Origin of the sequence: Leptospira abararensis (assembly GCF_016918735.1) — a bacterium.
GTDB lineage: Bacteria > Spirochaetota > Leptospiria > Leptospirales > Leptospiraceae > Leptospira_A > Leptospira_A abararensis.
Genome location: NZ_JAFFPR010000060.1, coordinates 268553 through 286430, shown reverse-complemented (window position 1 = coordinate 286430; position 17878 = coordinate 268553). Strand labels below are relative to the sequence as shown.

General features: G+C 38.6%; 15 protein-coding genes and 2 tRNA genes. 10 read left to right on the top strand and 7 right to left on the bottom strand.

Annotated elements, in window-relative coordinates; all coding sequences use genetic code 11:
* Positions 1 to 40: 40 nt before the first annotated feature.
* Positions 41 to 559 carry a helix-turn-helix transcriptional regulator gene (locus JWG40_RS18615; RefSeq protein ID WP_205287253.1) on the bottom strand — a complete coding sequence of 173 codons (519 nt, stop codon included), beginning with the start codon at positions 557 to 559 and terminating at the stop codon, positions 41 to 43.
* Between the two features lie 219 nt (positions 560 to 778).
* Here JWG40_RS18615 and JWG40_RS18610 point away from each other — a divergent pair, with 219 nt between their 5' ends.
* On the top strand, positions 779 to 1036 hold the full coding sequence (locus tag JWG40_RS18610) for a hypothetical protein (protein WP_232369490.1): 258 nt from the start codon (positions 779 to 781) through the stop codon (positions 1034 to 1036).
* A gap of 1 nt (position 1037) precedes the next feature.
* Here JWG40_RS18610 and JWG40_RS18605 read toward each other — a convergent pair whose 3' ends face one another.
* The 4 genes from JWG40_RS18605 to JWG40_RS18590 are packed head-to-tail and all read right to left on the bottom strand — an operon-like array spanning position 1038 to position 8767.
* A complete protein-coding gene (locus JWG40_RS18605; protein ID WP_205287251.1) occupies positions 1038 to 3125 on the bottom strand; it encodes an adenylate/guanylate cyclase domain-containing protein in 2088 nt (695 codons plus the stop codon).
* A complete protein-coding gene (locus JWG40_RS18600; protein WP_205287250.1) occupies positions 3122 to 6859 on the bottom strand; it encodes an adenylate/guanylate cyclase domain-containing protein in 3738 nt (1245 codons plus the stop codon). The genes JWG40_RS18605 and JWG40_RS18600 overlap by 4 nt, the downstream gene beginning before the upstream one ends.
* A gap of 50 nt (positions 6860 to 6909) precedes the next feature.
* Entirely contained in the window at positions 6910 to 7908 is a 999-nt protein-coding gene (locus tag JWG40_RS18595) for an SPL family radical SAM protein (protein ID WP_205287249.1), read from the bottom strand.
* On the bottom strand, positions 7901 to 8767 hold the full coding sequence (locus tag JWG40_RS18590; protein WP_205287248.1) for a phosphorylase: 867 nt from the start codon (positions 8765 to 8767) through the stop codon (positions 7901 to 7903). Before JWG40_RS18590 ends, JWG40_RS18595 begins: the two co-directional genes overlap by 8 nt.
* A 9-nt stretch (positions 8768 to 8776) precedes the next feature.
* Between JWG40_RS18590 and JWG40_RS18585 the strand changes: the two genes are divergently transcribed.
* Genes JWG40_RS18585 through JWG40_RS18565 form a run of 5 tightly spaced genes read left to right on the top strand, consistent with a single transcriptional unit; the run spans position 8777 to position 14233 of the window.
* Positions 8777 to 9337, top strand: a complete 561-nt coding sequence (locus JWG40_RS18585) for a glutathione peroxidase (protein WP_408611559.1) — start codon at positions 8777 to 8779, stop codon at positions 9335 to 9337.
* Positions 9321 to 10196: a ChaN family lipoprotein gene (locus JWG40_RS18580; protein ID WP_205287247.1), complete on the top strand. Its 876-nt coding sequence runs from the start codon at positions 9321 to 9323 to the stop codon at positions 10194 to 10196. The genes JWG40_RS18585 and JWG40_RS18580 overlap by 17 nt, the downstream gene beginning before the upstream one ends.
* Positions 10197 to 10211: 15 nt before the next feature.
* Positions 10212 to 12806, top strand: a complete 2595-nt coding sequence (locus JWG40_RS18575; RefSeq protein WP_205287246.1) for a transglycosylase domain-containing protein — start codon at positions 10212 to 10214, stop codon at positions 12804 to 12806.
* Positions 12807 to 13778: a hypothetical protein gene (locus tag JWG40_RS18570; RefSeq protein WP_205287245.1), complete on the top strand. Its 972-nt coding sequence runs from the start codon at positions 12807 to 12809 to the stop codon at positions 13776 to 13778.
* Positions 13775 to 14233 (top strand): hypothetical protein, encoded by a 459-nt coding sequence (locus tag JWG40_RS18565; protein ID WP_205287244.1) that lies wholly within the window; start codon positions 13775 to 13777, stop codon positions 14231 to 14233. The genes JWG40_RS18570 and JWG40_RS18565 overlap by 4 nt, the downstream gene beginning before the upstream one ends.
* Before the next feature lie 274 nt (positions 14234 to 14507).
* Here the strand turns inward: JWG40_RS18565 and JWG40_RS18560 are convergent.
* Together JWG40_RS18560 and JWG40_RS18555 are read right to left on the bottom strand one after the other, a co-directional pair.
* Positions 14508 to 14589, bottom strand: a tRNA-Tyr gene (locus JWG40_RS18560).
* Positions 14590 to 14603: 14 nt separating this feature from the next.
* A tRNA-Thr gene (locus tag JWG40_RS18555) sits at positions 14604 to 14675 on the bottom strand.
* Positions 14676 to 14759: 84 nt separating this feature from the next.
* Here JWG40_RS18555 and JWG40_RS18550 point away from each other — a divergent pair.
* From JWG40_RS18550 to JWG40_RS18535, 4 genes are read left to right on the top strand one after another with little or no spacing between them, the layout of a single operon-like run.
* Positions 14760 to 15149 carry a hypothetical protein gene (locus JWG40_RS18550; protein ID WP_205287243.1) on the top strand — a complete coding sequence of 130 codons (390 nt, stop codon included), beginning with the start codon at positions 14760 to 14762 and terminating at the stop codon, positions 15147 to 15149.
* A 9-nt stretch (positions 15150 to 15158) separates the two neighbouring features.
* A complete protein-coding gene (locus tag JWG40_RS18545) occupies positions 15159 to 15971 on the top strand; it encodes a transketolase (RefSeq protein WP_205287242.1) in 813 nt (270 codons plus the stop codon).
* A gap of 48 nt (positions 15972 to 16019) precedes the next feature.
* Positions 16020 to 16913, top strand: a complete 894-nt coding sequence (locus JWG40_RS18540; protein ID WP_205287241.1) for a transglutaminase-like domain-containing protein — start codon at positions 16020 to 16022, stop codon at positions 16911 to 16913.
* 3 nt (positions 16914 to 16916) lie between these two features.
* Positions 16917 to 17870, top strand: coding sequence for a polyprenyl synthetase family protein (locus JWG40_RS18535; protein ID WP_205287240.1), 954 nt, complete (start codon positions 16917 to 16919; stop codon positions 17868 to 17870).
* Positions 17871 to 17878 lie beyond the last annotated feature (8 nt).

The window sequence follows — 17878 nt, the reverse complement described above, 5'->3', positions numbered from 1 at the left end:
TAAATAACCAAAGAAAACGAGAATGGTCAAGGTTTTTTGTTTAATCTTCCTCGGGCAATAAAGGAGTTAAAAAATAAGAAATAAATTCTAATTTCCCTCTCATGGATGATTTTTCATAGATCGATGCTGTTTGGTTCTCAATGGTGCGAAGGCTTTTTTTTCGAACTGCCGCAATTTGTTTTTGGGAAAAGCCACGTAATAAGAGGATTGCGATTTCAGTCTCCGCTTCCGACAAATTCCATTCTTCCATTTGGGCTTTTGCCTCTGCCCAAAAACCTAGTTCTGGATTTTTTAAGATCCGGTTTGTGCGTTTCAGGACATGGATTTGCGACTTTGCTTGTACGTTTTCGACAGCTTCGGCTTTCAATTCTTTGTAAAGGATAAAGACGACAAGAAAAGAAGATATAGCAATGAAAGACTCAACAGTGGCAATGACGATTCTAAATCGATCAAAATACTCGGGTGGGTTGGTAAGAGTGAAAATTTCTTCAGCAATCCAAACAATGAGAGATAAAACGTAAAAACCTAAAAAAAGAATTCTTACCTGGCGAGTGTCCATATTTCTATCTAACCTTCGCAACTAGTCCCTGGATAGGCAAGTCCGTTTCTTAGGTAGTACCCACATTTGCGGACATCCTCCATGGTAGGATGGGCAGAAATCTGAGATCATAACAACATGAACGGATGGATGTTAAAATTATCATTTCTTTGTTTTGGATTCGTGCTGTCATTTGCTGGATGTTCCAACTCAAAAAACCATGAAACAAGATCTCAGTGTATGGATCGATGTGTTCGCGAACAATATGTTTGTGCTTTGGCCCTTGCCCCTCAATTGGATAATACCACTGCCACAACTGTGACTTGCGTTAGTTTGTACATGATTTGTTATGAAAAATGTCCTGTGGCATCGACTACAAGAACAACATCGACATCAACAAGACGATCCAGCAGTTCTTCTAGTTCTGGTTCGGGCAATAAAGGCGGAAGCAGTTCAGGGTCGGGTAGTGGATCTAGTTCTTCTGGTGGTGGAAACTAATTTAAGAACCAGTCTGTCTATAAATGATCTTAGCACCGATCTGCAAATTTTTATATAAATCCAAAAAGATTTGGTTGGGTACCATTCCCTCCGCATCCCTTGAAAATTCAGGACGAAGTCGCTTTAAAAAATACATCCCGAGTTCCCCTTTATTTTTGGCTTTGATTTTACCTCTGTATTCACATTCAAAAAAACGTTTTACCTTATCGTAAGTTATTTCCGAAAGATTGATTTCGCCAGCATCACCTGAACTTTCCATTCGACTAGCAGTGTTGACCGTATCTCCCCAAACATCGTAAGCAAATTTTGTTTTTCCAACAACACCTGCAACAACAGGTCCCGTATGGATACCGATTCGGATCTCCCAGAAATCTTGACCTAACATTTGTTTAAAGGATCTGATCTGAGTCATAAAGGATTTGATCTCCATAGCAAAAAGGCATGCATCCACTGGGTGAGTGAAATTTCCTTGAGGGATTCCTCCAGCAGCCATATAAGAATCACCAATGGTTTTTAATTTTTCAAAATTGTGGCGCACTGCGATGTCATCAAACTGAGAGAAACATCCATCCAATTGTTCAATGAGATCTTCTGGAGAAAGAGATTCTGCTGCCATCGTAAAGTTCTTAAAATCGGTAAATAGAATACTTACCGATTCGTATTCCATCGGAGCGACTTCTCCTCTTTCAATCAACTCATCAGCTAAATCTCCTGGCAAAATGTTTCGGATGAAGTGGAGCGTTTTTTCTCTTTCATTCTCTAAATCTCGCCTAAGGTTTGCATTGTGGATGGCGCCAGCAACTTGTTCGCAAAAAGAAATTATTTCTCCGAATTCTTCTTTAGTCCAGTCTTGTTCTCTGGTGAGGCGAGTGACACAAATGATTCCAATGGTTTGTCCTTGGACCACAAGTGGAATTTGTCCAAAGAGTTCTAATTTGAAACTATCTACAATCGATGTATCAATTGGAGACAATTGATTCCATTGGATTGATTTTTTTAAATAAACAGGTTTTTGTTTTTGGTAAGTTCTGAAAAGAGAACCTATGTTCGGTGATAGAGTAGGTCGAAATGTTCTAAGGAAATTAGTTACAAGAAGTCCTTTGTTGAAAACTTCAGCCCCCTCCATAAGGGGAACAAGAGCATTTGTTTTTAGATCTACAAGAAGGATGAAGCCTAATTCCACTCGATGGTTGATTTTGAGATAAGAAAAAACCTCTCTTGTGATATCTTCAATTTGTGAAAACGAGTTTATTTTGCGGTTGAATCGATGTAAGTTTTCTAACTTCAATCGATTGGTTTCTATGTTTTCTTTTTCCCTTTGGATGGTAATATTTCCTTGTTTGAGTTCATTTAAAAGGTAACCGGTTTCAATGGTTCCTGCAATGTAATCGGCAATGATTTTTATTTGGTTTAATTGTTGTTCGGTGAGCTCAAAAATTCCCGAATAATCTAATAAATCAAGTGTCCCAATGAATTTATTACGTAGGTATAAAGGAACGATAAGGAGAGATTTTAGATTAGCTGATTGTTTGTTTGCAAGTTCGATACCTTCTGTTTTATAAGACTCAAAATCTTGGATATAAAAACTTCGTTTGCGTTTGCGAACATAGGCATGGGCATACATTGTTACGTAGGAATCGGAAACAGGAATTTGCCTTCCCATAATTTCTTCTTTTACTTTCTCTGTGAGTTCTTCTGGAAAGTTGCTGTGAAAAAATTCTAGAGATTCTAAATCTTCTTTGTAAACATACAATAGATAATGTGGGACTTTAAACTTTTCTCTGATGTAACGACCTAGGATTTTAAGAATGTCTTTTAGGTCAGAAGCAGAGTTGATTTCTCGAAGTAGGCCATCCAAATCAGAGAGTTGGCTATAGGAATCAACCAATTTGTCAGAGAATTCTTCTGAGATAGATTTGGTGCTTATCAGTTCTTTTTCTTTTTTAGCAAGATCTTCTTTGAGTAAATTCAATTCAGCTTGAAACACAGTGATTGTATTGTCTCTATCTTCTTTTTGTTTGTATAAGGTAAAGATCCAATACAGGATACTTACAAACAGAAGTGCAATGCCAAAAAGTAGGTAGATCATTTGATAAGAATTTTGGCTCCACGTTTTTGCTGCGTGTATAACCTTGCAAATTTTTCGTTAGGTAATAATCCTTTATCATCAGACAAATCGGGTTTTAAGGATAACAATTCATAAATCGGGAACTGATCACCTTCATATGTATTGATTTGACGTTGGTTGTCTATATGGAAGAGCCGTTTTACTTTTTCCATTGTTTCTAATGAAATATTGATAGGAACACCCACACCACCACGGCGGATTGCTTGGGTTTGCGTGACTGTTTTGCCCCAAACATCATAACTAAACTTTGATTTGCCGATGACTCCTGCCACTACTGGGCCTGAATGAATGGCAATTGTAATTCCATTGGGCCGGAAAGGAATGTCTCTAAAGTCTTCCATCATTCGAATCACTTCGTTTTTGATTTGTAAGGCGGCAAGGCAGGCATCCACTGCATGGGTGAAGTTACCCACAGGAAGTCCTCCCGCTGCCAAATACATATCCCCAGTCATACGAAGTTTTTCCATACCTTGGGCTTTGATAATTTCATCAAATCGTGAAAAATATAAATCCAGTCCTTCGATGAGTTCTTCTGGAGTCAATTGTCCAGTGATTTGTGAAAATCCAGGAAAACTAGTCATCAGTAGTGTTACATTTTCAAATTCAACTGGATTGACTCGTCCCTTTTTTTGTAACTCTTCCGCTACGTTTTTGGGAAGGATATTGAGTAAAAGAGAATCGGATCTTTGTTTTTCTTCCTCAATTTTTTTAAGTAAAAAGTGGTTGTTGATGGCACTGGCAATGTGTTCGGAAACACCGACTATGGAATTTACTTCATCGGTAGTCAGTTGGATGTTTTCATCACTGATTCCATAAATAGCCATAGCAACCACTTCATCATTGTTTACAAGAGGTGAGATGAGAAATCCTTTCATTCCCGATTTTTCTGTAATTTGTTTGTCAACAGCAAATGGCATGTCTTTCGGGACATGTTTCATATAAAAGTGGCGCTTTCTTTTGTAACATTTGTATATGAATCCACTTTCTTCTCGGAGGGGAAAACGAAGGGATTTAAAAAAGTTTATATTTTCGTCAACTAACAAGTCAAATCCGGAGTGGTTGAGATAACGAAACTCATTGTATTCTTTGTCCAGAAAATACAAGACACAATGTTCAATTTTATAGTTTTTCCGAATGAATCCGAATATTTCTGCGAGGATATTTTCTAAGTTATTCTGAGAGTTTACATTTTTTGCAAACTCATTCATCTTTTGGATTTCTCCCTTGGCTCGTTCAGATTTTTTACGTTCCTCTTCTGTAATTTGTAATAGTAACGAGTTTTGGATGGCACCAGCGATTTGGTCACAAAAGCCAGAGATCCTTCGGAGTACTTCACGTCTGATTTCTAGGGGTTTTTGGTAGGAAGTGAAATACGCCATACCAATCACTTCATTTTGTACAACCAGTGGGACAGCAACAAAGGAGGTGAGGCTGAGTTTAGAAAAAATTTGTTCGTCTAACTCTGATTCATATTGTTTCGGAGGTTTGGGAACAAATAAGGCCCGTTTTCTTAGGTAAGTTTTGTAAATGATTCCTCCTTTTTCGTTTAGAGGGACACGGAAAGACTTCGCGAATAATAACTGTTCCTCTGTTGCATACGCAGGGATGGTCGTGTTGTAAGTATATAACTCTTTATTCTTTGTATCTATAAGTTGGAGGAGTGTAGCCTCGATTTCAAATGTTTTTAGAATGTAATTAAACATCTCTTCGATAATTTGTGAAAGACTAGATTCCGAATTAATTTTTTTTGTGAATTCGTTTAGTTTCACAACTTCGTTTTTTGCATTTTCCATTTGCATTCGTGCATTTTCAGCAATGAATTTTTCGCGGTTCATTTCTTCCACGAGGATGGAATTGGTGACCGCTGTAGCAATGTTCTCTGCTGTATTTTCTACAAGTTGGAGTTGTGATTTTGAAAAACTTGTTCCTCTTTGTTCACTAAAAATTGCTAACATTGCGATGACTTTGCCTTGCGAACTAAGTGGAATGATCATACCGGGATGTTTTCCAATCAATTGTACAAATTTTTGGTTGGATTCGTTGAGACGTGATTCCCAAACTTTTGCAAATCGAAAAGGACGATTTCTTTTGTATACATGATAAAAAAGTCCGGCACTTGGATCCAAAGGAAAACTCATTCCTTGTAATTTTGATTCTAACGCCAATCCGGAGTTAGGAGAGGAAACGGATTTGTGATAAATGATTTTTGAATTTTCTGAATCTACTAAAAGTAAAATCATTGAGTCACATAAAACTTCCTCATTCAAATAATCAAAAGCCTTGGCGAGAATACTGTCTAGCTCAAGGGAGGAGTTTAATGTTTTAGCAAATTCGTTCAGTCTTTCGATATTTGCTTTGGAATTTTCTAATTCATGAGTCCTTTCGACAACAATGTCTTCCAATCCCTCTTTTAGAATGTTTAGTTCTTTATTGGAAACTTCTAATCTTTCTTTTAGTTTTTCAATCGAGAGGTAGGCCCTTGTGAATCCATAAGAAAGAATGTATCCTTGGAACAAAATAAAACCCAAAAATCCAAATGGAGTTAGATTCATAGTGTTGATTACATTGTTTTGATAAAGGATATCATGGACAACCGTTCCAAAAACAAAACTAAACCCAATGAGTGAAAGACCCGCTCCCACTGTATCAGAGCGGTAAGCCATAATGATGGCGATGGTAATCCTTATGCAGACTAAGATTAAAAAGATTTGGAAATAGTGAATTTGGGCACTAAAAATGGCGACTGGTAAAAACAGAGAAGCAAGGAATGGTGTGATGAGGATTCCGAGAACCCACATGGTCTTTTGACCTACAGTATTGGGAAATACTAGGCGGTAAAAGTAGGCAAAGACAATGGTTGCTATGTAGATGGTCGCAAATTCCAATCGGATGAGAAAATTCATTTGCATACCGGGAAAGATATTGAGGATATTCCTTTCGCCAATCGTAAGAAGGCGCATAACAATGAGTAAGCTAAATAGTGATATAAAAAGACTGGCTTTGTCTTGTCTTCGCATAACAAACAAACCCAAGTGATATAAGGCCCAAAGAAAGATACTGCCGGCAAGAAAGGATGTAATTTGGTAACTACGATTGACTTTGTCATATAACATCCGTCTTTCGCCAATTTCCATACTTTCCCAAAATCCGCCTTTGGAGTAGTGAAAGTTAGAAATTTCATAAACAATTTCTGTTTCACCAGAGACAGGTTCTATATCCATAAGTACGGATTTGTAAGAAGGTTCGAAGTAGCTGGGACTGATTCCAAAACTCCCTTGTTCCACAACCAGTTTGCCATTGATGTACAATCGGTATGCAGAGGAGAGGTCTAGGTTGTGAAAGGCGAGGATGGGGGTATTTTCAGGAAAGAAAACTTTTAACTTATATGTCGCATAACCAAATCCACCGAGGGGTTCACCAAACCAGTCGACACCTTTCCAATTTGAAGGAATAGTTTGGTAGATGTACTTAGGTTCTCTATCTAGTTCCGTATCAATTTGGATTCCTTTCTTTGTTTGATTCCAATAAAATTCCCATTCTCCATCCAGGGTGATGTTTCCATCTTTAGAAAAGTCCCATGAAGATAAGTCCAAGATTCCTTCTTTTGCGATTGGTTTGTTGCGATTGACTTCCGTGCAACCGGACAATCCAAAGAACACGCAAGATAGATACAGTAAAATGACTCTTTTCTTCATAGGTAGGCTACTAAGGTTAAGAAGTAGTGATAGAAAAGAAAAGGAAAAATTCAGGAATAACTTACTTTTATTTGAGAAGGAGAAAAATGTTTGTGCAAGGCCATTTGCATTAGTTCTAAAATTTCTTCTGTTTCTAATTTTGAATAAGAAACTATTTTATCTTTTTTTTCAAAAGCATGAAATAAAATGGAAGAGTCCTTTCTGACATCCACCATCCTTTTTAGAAAATCAATATTCATTCGGAACCCACCAATGCTAATGTCAGCAAGGCCTTCTGTTTTTAGTTCTTTCCCTAATGAATCGACTAACGATTGGTAATGGGTTTGCCAGTTCGGAACTCTTAGAATCGGATCAATACAGATACGAACCTTCCAACCGTCACGGATAGCACGGCTTATGGCCTTTAACCTGGCTTGTAAAGACGGGGTTCCATGTTCGATGGTTTCAATAATGGTTTGAGGACTCAAGGTCCATGCTAAGATCACATTGGGGTTTGGGGTAGATTTCGCAATTTGACTGTAGTTAGTTGACTTTGTCCGGATCTCCAAACTCAAGTTTGGCTGTGATTCTGCAAATTTAAGCCATTCTTTCGTCGCAGGAAAAAACGATTCCAAGGCCAAAAGGTCAGTGTCGTAGGATAAGGCAAGATAGAGTGATTTTTTCTCCTCTAAAAAATCTTTGGTAGCAGAAAAAAAATCCTCCCAATTCACAAATAACACGAGATTTGCGGATGGAAACATTCCCTGTAAATAACAGTATTCGCAATCATAAATACAATTGAGTGCCAAAGTATTGTAGTAAAAGTGAGGATGTGAGAAGTTAGGTGAAAAATCACTTCCTGGATATAAAAATTGATCTTTTTTTTCGGCCAAAATTAACTTGGGAGTTTCTTTTTGGATTCGAAAGTTTTGGGAGTTCCGATTAAAACTATCTTTATAATGCCGAATCAAAACTGGTATGGCATTGGGAAATTTAGCTAAAATTTCTTTGGTGCGCGAGTGGTCTTTGATCCCCTCTTCAATATAAATATGAGAGAATGATTTAAACATGGAGGGATTTTTTCCATGTTTCAAAATAATTTTTTAAATCTGACTTGGATTTTAGATTGGCTTTTGTTGCTTCATCGGGAAAAGGAAGTTGAGTGTTGGGATTTCGTAATCGAAAAAAACGAACGGATTTTTTTAGATCATGTTTCATGGTTTCCGTTAGGCGAAGATCCCCGATGAAATTTTCGACCTTCGGCCATTCAATGGTGTCGATTTCGTCAATACTTGCCCAAGGCAAAGGGGAAATCCATTCTTCGAAAAGCTTTCCTGCAATATTTTCCATCCACTTTTCCACATCTTCTGTTTGGCAAAATTTTCCCTCGAGGTGATCTGAGACTACTTTTCCAACGTTTATGTTTTCTAAGGGAAAATATAGGGAGGCGGCTTCAAAAAATCCAGAGCCTTCCATGTCTACTAAACTAATTCCATCTAACTCTTCTTTTGTGAGAGAAAAAAACCTATCTATATTTTTTTCTTTAGTGATGGGCCTATCAAATGTTGTGAGATTTATTTCTTTGGTGAATAGGGAATTTATGATCCTGTCGGGATAAAAGTCTCTTTTGGTGGCGGCATCAGTAATTTTATGGATCCAGCAAAAATCACCTAATGATAGTTTGTTAAGATTAGAACCGGCAATTCCCAAATTCCAAACCTTCATTTGATTCCTTTCCTCTTTGGATAAGGTATGAGCAAATTCGGAAACCGCCAAGGCCATAGAAATTTTGCCTGTGCCAGAAATGATTATCGAATGAGAATCTTTTTGGAAGATTCGAAATTTCCCAGAATGGACCAAGGGTTTCGCCTGCAAAAGTTCCAACCATGGTTTGGCTTCGGAAAGAACAGCGAAAAACAATGCAGACATAGTCTAAACATGAAACAGGGGGGTTCCATGCAAAGAAAAGTTTTGTTTGCCATTTTTCTCTTGATTGGTTTTCCTATCTATGCTGGAGCAAAAAAGATGTCATTCCATGATTTCAAATCAGTTTCAATCCAAGGGAAAGAAGTTTCTCTTTCCGAATACAAGGGACATCCCGTCCTAGTAGTCAATGTAGCATCTAAATGTGGTTATACGCCACAATATGAAGGACTCGAAAAAATCCATCAGTCTTATAAAGACAAAGGACTAAAAGTAGTTGGGTTTCCTTCGAATGATTTTGGTGGACAAGAACCCGGAACAGAATCGCAAATTGCAGAGTTTTGCAAACTAAACTTTGGGGTTACTTTTGATCTAATGAAAAAAACCAAAGTTCTTGGAAATGATAAAGATCCCGTTTATCAATTTCTGACAGAGAATGCAAAAGAAAAAGGGGATGTGAAATGGAACTTTGAAAAATTCCTAATCGATAAAAATGGGAATGTAGTCCATCGGTTTCCTTCTGGAACCAAACCAGAAAGTGCGGAGTTAAAACAAGCGATTGAAAGCCTTTTGTAGTCTGTTTCGATCTCCGATTGTATTTGTTTTTCTTTTTGTCTTAGGAATTTCTGCCGAGGAAGTTACTTTTCCTGTACAAATTGTTCGTACTTCCACGGCAGAAACTGTTTCCATCACAGAGATTGTAAAAGAATCTTCCAAATATGATGTCATCATTCTGGGAGAAGAACATGACAATGGGGACCTCCATCGTTTTTATGAAACTCTGTTTAAAAGTATATCTGAGGTAGAATCCACCTCTTTATCTTTGGAAATGTTGGAGCAAGACCAACAGATCCTCGTAAATGAATTTACGAAAGGAACCATTTCAGAGTCACATTTTCTTTCTTCAATAACTCATTGGAAAAATTTCAAATCCGACTATTTACCGTTAGTTGTCATTGCCAAAGAAAAAAAGTGTAATGTGATTGCTGCCAATCCGCCCAGGCGTTATGTAAATGTAATTTCAAGAAAGGGTTTGTCCGCTTATCGGGAGTTCTCTGATTTAGCAATTCAGTATCTACCGCCTGCCTATAGTTTGGAAAAATATCTAAGCGAGGATTACAAACAAAGGTTAATGGCTCTCTTTGCGGAAGGACATGGCGGAGGCCACGGACCGACAAACCAATACTTGGTTCTCGGGCAAGCCACCTGGGACCAAGGGATGGCCGAGGCAATTTCCCGAGAATTCTACAAAACGGGAAAGAAGGTGGTCCACTTAAACGGTCGCTTCCATTCGGACCGGAGGGGTGGTGTCGTCCACAGACTACGAGAAATGGGGCTTTCTGTCTTAGTTATCTCTGGATTTGTCAAAGATCGGGAAGAGAGTAGCGAATTTGTGAAAATCGCTGATTTTGTAATTTTAACAAACGTCCGATAAGATTAGGGAGAACCTATGTCGGCACTTTCTCCCAAATACCTTTGTCCCCACTGCCAAAAGGCATCTAGGTTACCCGAACCAATCCCCAGGGAAGGTAAATTTCAGCTAACATGCGCTCATTGCAAAGAGAAGGTAATTCTTAATTTTTCTGACTATCGTTTTGAAATTTTGCAGGTAATAACCAAGGAAACACCGGTTTCCGATACGGAGCAATCCTTCCAACCTTTTAAAATCCCAACGCCATCCATAACCAAACCGAATTCCTTTCAGGAAAGATCGGAATCCAAATCCAAACCATTTTGGGAACGAAAGGTTGTCTTTGAAAGGGAAAAAGAACCTGAAGTTCGGACATTCAAACCCAAACCCTTAAAACAAAGACTGACCAGTGGACGCAGAAAAACTACTTCCTTTTCTTATGTGAAGCTTGCTTTCACTCTCACTTCTGTTTGTTTATTTTTGTTTATCCTCGGGTTTTCTTACTTTGTGGCAGGAGTCCTTGCTACCAAAAAAGAAGTGCCCATGTATTTGGAGTCTCTTTCTAAAAATATTCCTACAAAAATTCTAGATCGTAACGGACAGATGGTGAGTGAAATTTTCCAGAAACGAACATCCACCTTACATTTGCAAGATTATCCGGAAGATATGATTTCAATCCTTTTGAATATTGAAGATCAAAAATTTTTCTTTCATGGGGGGATAGATTATTCCGCAATCCTTAGAGCCATTTTTAAAAATATAATCAACTTAAGTTATAAACAAGGTGCCTCTACCATCACACAACAGTTAGCACGAATTATTTTAGATGATCGTCGTAAAAGTTTAAATCGTAAGTGGCGTGAAGCACAACTTGCATTTGCTCTGGAATCAGTTTTAACAAAAGAACAAATTTTGGAAACTTATATGAATCATGTCTACTTGGGTCATGGTGCTTTTGGATTTGGGGAAGGGGTTAAATTTTATTTTCAGAAAAATCCGATGGAGTTAAGTAAAGAAGAAATGGTGCTATTAGCATCTCTTCCTTCAGCTCCCAACAAATACTCTCCACTCAAAAATCCCGAAGAATCATACACCCGAGTCCGAGCCATATTGCAGATGTTTCGCAATCGTGGCATTTATCCCAACCTAGATCGGGATAAGTTTGTTAGTTTCTATCATAACCTTTCTACTCGTTCTCCCAACGAAACAGTTTTCGGATCCAGACAAGACATCGCTCCCTATGTAACAGAACATGTTCGCGGAGTTCTTTCTTCTTTAGAAGGAGATAAAAATATTTACGAAAGTGGTGGGTACACTGTGGAAACCACCTTGGATCGCGGGGCACAGGAACTGATTGGTCCCATGGTTCGTGAGTATCTTTCGAAAACTAGGAAGTCTGGGAAAATTCAGAAAAAACGAATCCGATTAAAACCGGAGTCGCCCATGGATTTAGCATTTCGTCAAAAAATGGAAGAGGTAACCATCCTAAACGAAATGGTTTGGAATACTGACAGTTTGGATTCTGAAAAAGATACAAGCGCTGTCCAAGCAGCCATTGTCGGAATACAACCAAACACAGGTCAGGTGTTATTTATTCATGGGGGTGAGGAATTTAACTCACAAAACCAGTTCAATCGGGCCACACAGATGCGTAGGCAAACGGGAAGTTCCATCAAGGCAGTGTTATATGCCTCGGCAATTGATGCTGGTGTGATCCAAGCCGGAACAAGAATTCTAGACGCTCCCTTGTACTACCGTGGTGGTGGTGGAAAGGAGTGGGCACCTGAAAACTTGGGGGGAAGTTTTGATGGAGAGATTTCTTTACGCACGGCCCTAGTGAAATCAAAAAACACGGCAGCCGTCCAAGTTGCGGAGCGATTGGGAAGTGCAGGCATTGAACGTTATTTTACAAAGTATTTTTTTCCGAACGATGCTGAAAAGAAAGCTCGGTATCGCGGTGATTTGTCGTTGGCACTCGGAACCTTAGAGATCTCTCCACTGGAGATGGCATCTGCCTTTACTGGTTTTGTCAACCAAGGAACCGTGAAACGTCCCTACCTCATTCAAAGAATTAAAAATGCGAAGGGTGTTGTTTTATATGAAGCGGGTGGGGCCGATGAGTTTAAATTAAAATTACCTCCAGAGCGCCAAGTGATTCGCCCAGATACTGCCGAGGTGATGGTATCTTTACTTAGAGATAGTGGTCGTGCCAGTGGAGTACGGAGCGGTGGTTATGCGGGGGATCTGATTGGAAAAACAGGAACCACAAATGATTATAAAGATGCTTGGTTTGTGGGAGCAAGGCCAGACTTAGCATTGGCAGTATGGATTGGTTACGACAATCCAAAATTTGGAATGGGTGGTAGTGGACTTGGTGGGGCAGTGGCAGCACCGCTTTGGGGAGAGATTGTTTCTTCTATTGATAAAAAAAATATCATTCCGAAAATCCAATTTAGTCAACCGGTGTATGCAAAGCCGCATAAAATTTGTGCCTTAACGGGAAAACAAGCATCCCCGACCTGTCCTGTCGCGAATGAACTCTATCTTTCCGATTATCCTCCCGAAGGAATTTGCACAGAAGATCATAAGTCTGTACAATCAGAGAACAAAGATTTGATGAAAGGATTGTACTAATTGAAAACAAATCGCATACAACTCATTTCTTTTTGTATCATTCTATTCTCGTTTGTATTTAATCTTTCTCTTTCTGCCAATTCGTATTACGAAGAGGGGTATGAAATGGAACAGGTGAATACACTTTTTGCCATTCCCTTATATGAAAAGGCTCTCAGTCAAAAACCATCCGGAAAGTTACAAAAGGCTGTGGTTTCGAGACTTTTCTTTTTGTATAAAAAACATGGGAAACTTTTGGATGCTTTGTTTTTAGGAAGTAAGTTTCCATCCCTCATACCCTCAAAAGAAAGAGGTTGGATTTGGTCTCATCTAATAGAGATTTATAAACCGATTGGTGTATCGGAACTTTCCGCTACTTATGTATTAGCATCGAAGGCCTCATCAGATAAGTCTAGTGAACTTTCAGAGCATCTAAAAATAGCCAACTCACAAAAGTTATATGAGTTTGCCTCCATCATTCTTTTGAAACGCAAACAATATAAAGCGATTTTATCGATTTACTCCGAGAATCCGTCTATGGCCAAAACTCCATTATTCATTGGGATTTCTGAATTTAAAATCGGGGCTGACTCTGGTAAGGAATTTTTAAAAACGATCCTCGGGGAACCAGAAACCGAACGGTCGGAGCAAGAAAAATCAGATGTTTTGTATTTGATGGGGGTATATTACCGCCAAACAACAGAATATGAATTGTCTGCTCGTTACTTTCGTATGAGTGGGAGTTTTGGATCCAAACCAAGATCCGATTTAGAAACCACAAAATCTCTCGTATTCAACGGAAATACAAAGGAGATGTGTTCTACATTTAAATTTAGTCAGTCATCCTCAGATGAAATCGAAACCCTGTTGTATTTTTATTGTTCTCCGACTGCCAACAATTCCTGGAAACAGTATGAAAGAAGCATTCGCATTTTAGCGGAAAGAGAAGGAAATGAATTTTTAACATTACTCTTTCCGGGGACAAACCAATGAACCGTAAATTTTATCTTTTTTCTATCGCTCTAAGTTTACTTTGTTTCACCTATCCTGTGTTATCTAATTTTTTAGTCACACCAGAACAAACTTTAAGATTAGAACTTGTTGGTTCTTCCCGAGATCAAATTCGTTTTTGTAAACAAAAACCCATCCATGTATTTGGGCGAAATCCAATTTCTCCTTCTGTCAATTGTATGCATTTACCAGAAACAGAAATAAGTTTAGATCAGTTTTTTACCGAAGAACTATCAGATACCGAAGAAACACAATGGGCCTTCTATGATGGATCAGGCAAACAAATATATCCTACAGTTTTCTGGGAAGGCCAAGAGACTTTGAATTTTGTATCCGTTGTACGTTCCAAACGAGGTCAGTTTGGAGTTCAGTTGCAAAGGAAAAAAGACGGGGCGTATTATTTCTATCGAACTAAGATGCAGAACTGGGTGATTTAGGGTAGATCGCAATCACTAAGGGGAACGATTCGAATCCTTCAGTTTGTTGTTAGTTGGGAGTTTTTTTCCTTTGAATCGGAACTTAGTTTGGGCAGGGAAGGCATTCGCCCACCCTTCGCTCCGCCATCCTGGCTTCGCTTGCTCGGGCCCGTCACCGCTCGCTTTTCCGCATCGTGCGGAAACTACTCCTATTGTCGCAGTCGCTCGGGTTCTATTCGAATCCTTCAGTTTCTTGTTAGTTGGGAGTTTTGTTCCTTTGAATCGGAACTTAGTTTGGGCAGGGAAGGATTCGAACCTTCGAAGGTAAAACCAGCAGATTTACAGTCTGCCCTCGTTGGCCACTTGAGTACCTACCCGAAGAAGTGCATGAAGCCGCCTGAGGGATTTGAACCTCCGACCGGCTGTTTACAAAACAGCTGCTCTACCACTGAGCTAAGGCGGCATGCATTTCCAATTTTTGTGAAAAGCCGTTAAGGTCAAATAAAAATTCTTTGAGCGGAGGTGGATTCTATCAGAATGACAGGAGATGGCACTGTTTTTGGTCAATTCTCTCATGACGGTCTCCCTTATTGGATTCTATTTGGGTTATTTTTTTCGAAAGAAGGACCAAAACCGACATAGGTTTTTCAATACCATCGGGATTTTAGCAAATTTATCTGCCGCAGTCTACTTACTAAGCATGAAATATTTGTTAGGTGGCATAACGGAACACCAAATTTATCCAATGGCGCCAGAAATCATCATTCATATCCATCGTTTTTTTGCAGCCATAGCCCTCGTTCTTATGTTGTGTATGGGTTATTTGGGATGGAAAAGAAAACGAAACCTACACGTAAAATTGCATTACATCTTTTTGCCATTGTACACGATTGTTTATATCTCCGGTCTGTTTTTATTTCAATCAAAACCGCTTTAAGGAATGTTCATGGAAAAAATTGAAGTCGCAAAAAAATTTGCAAAAGATATCCGAATCCAAGTGATCAAAATGGTAACGGCTGCAAACTCAGGTCACCCAGGTGGTCCTCTTGGACTTGCTGATATTTACGCGGCACTTTATACTTCTATTTTGAATCATGATCCAAAAAATCCTGAATGGCCAGAAAGAGACCGACTCATTCTTTCTAATGGTCACGTCTGTGCGGTTCGTTATGCTTCCATGGGACTTTCAGGATATTTCCCCGTAGAAGATTTACTTACATTTAGAAATATCAATTCTTATCTCCAAGGCCACCCTTCCACTCGTTATATGAAGGGAATCGAATCTAGTTCTGGATCTCTGGGGCAAGGTTTATCTGTTTCTGTTGGTTTGGCACTTGGTGCGAGACTAAAAAAAGAGACATATAAAATTTATACATGCATATCTGATGGGGAATGTGGTGAAGGAATGACTTGGGAAGCCGCACAATCTGCAGTCCACTTCAAAACTGATAACCTCATTGCCTTTATGGATCGTAACTACATCCAAATCGATGGTAACACAGAAGAAGTAATGAAGTTAGAACCATTGGATAAAAAGTTTGAGATGTTTGGTTGGAATGTAATCAATGCAGACGGACATAATATGGAAGATATCTTTGCTGCCTTTGCGAAAGCAAAACAACATACAGGTGGACCAACACTGATTGTGTTTAGAACTATTTTAGGAAAAGGTGTTTCTTATATGGAAAACAATCCTAAATGGCATGGAACTCCTCCGAACAAAGAACAAGAAGCACAAGCACTTGCGGAATTAGTATAAACTTTCAGATTCGATTGACATTTTTGATTTTTTATAAATAGTTTTTGTATGGGACAAACTTCTTTTCCTGATTTTTATCCTGACGATATCACTCGTCTTCTGTATGATTGGGAAGTTGCTCCTCCTGAAAAAAAACGTTTTTTATTAAAACTCATCGCTTCCCGAATTCCATGGCAGATCCAGTTAGAATCTGCTTTGGAAGAAGTAAAAGACCCTTACCTTCGAGTACAAGCGCGTAATCTAAAATCGGAAATCACTCGTCATAGACTTCGCCATTCTTTCTTTAAACTCACGTTACGTGGGAATACAAACCATTATAAAGATTTGGAAGAGATGGCAGTTCAATTGTCTAGTATTGGATTTCCTGATCAAAACTATGCTGAAATTAAACATGAGTTGGATCGGATTGCGCTTCGTGTTTCAGAACTCTATGATGATCATTCCGGTTATTTAACCGACGAACTCAAAGTCCAAATCCTTTGTCAGGTTTTATTCCAAGAAGAAGGTTTTGTTGGAAATATCCAGAATTATAATGATCCTGGTAATTCTTATTTATTCCAAGTAATCAAAAGTCGGTTAGGGATTCCCATTTCTTTGTCCGTAGTCTATTTGTTAGTTGGACAACGGTTGGGATTGCCACTTTATGGAACCAATTTGCCACTTCATTTTCTTTTGCAATATGAATCGGAAGGATACTTTACCTATATTGATCCATTCCATGGTGGCGTTTTGTTAGACAAGTTTACTTGTGAAAAGTTTTTAGAAGCGAACGGATATACCAATTCACCAAAATATTTCACAAAAGCATCTACACTTTCTATGATCAAACGTATGTGTCGGAATCTAATCCATATTTACAGAGACAACCAAACAAAAGAAATGGAAAATATCATTAAGGACCACCTGCAGATTTTAGAAAGCAGATCCACGCATGTGGAATAAAGAATGAAATCAAATCTTCGAATCCAATCCATCTTAGCTAAGTTTGATAAAAATTTGGATGGAATCATCAAAGAAGATATTCCCGTTCTTAAAAAAATAAAAAAACATGTAATCACTTCTGGTGGAAAACGGATCCGTCCATTCTCACATTATTTATTTTGTCAATTTCTGGGTGTAACGGACGTAAGTTGGCTTGATGTAGGAAGTGTTGCCGAACTCATCCATGCTGCGAGTTTACTTCATGATGATGTAGTAGATAATGCTCCTATCCGTCGTGGTAAACCCACCATTGGATCCTTATTTGGAGACAAAACTGCCATCCTTGCCGGCGACTATCTCTTGGCTTGCGGAATCAGTCGACTCAACTCACTTGGGAATCCAGAACTTATGGAAATTTTTTCCCAAGTATTAAAGGACCTATCCGTGAGTGAACTGTTGCAAATGGAATGGGAAAAAAATCCTAAAATATCCTTAAAAATTTACGATTCCATCATTTATGGAAAAACTGCTTCGTTATTTGGAGTTTGTACAGAATCCGCAGCAATCCTTGCTAACAAATCCAAAAAGGAAAGGGCTGTCATTCGCGATTTCGGTGTTAGGTTGGGTAAACTCTTCCAAAAGAAAGACGATTGTTTGGATTATTTTGTAGATTCTAGCACAAGTGGTAAGGAATTTTTGAAAGATTTTAAAAATGGATTATTTACATATCCTGTCCTTGTCCTTCGTAACCAACTTGGCCTTTTGGAAAAAAGAAAGTTAGAATCTGTATTCAAAAAAGAAGAAAGAAACACTTCTGATGAATCTTATATCCTGGGCCTGATGGAATCTAAGAAAATATCTGCAATGTTGCACGAAGAACTAAATTCTGAAAAAAACTTTCTACTTGGTTTTTTAAATCAATTCCCAGATAGCTCCGAACGGAAGTTATTTGTGGAGCAATTAGATCGCCTTACTTAATAATCATA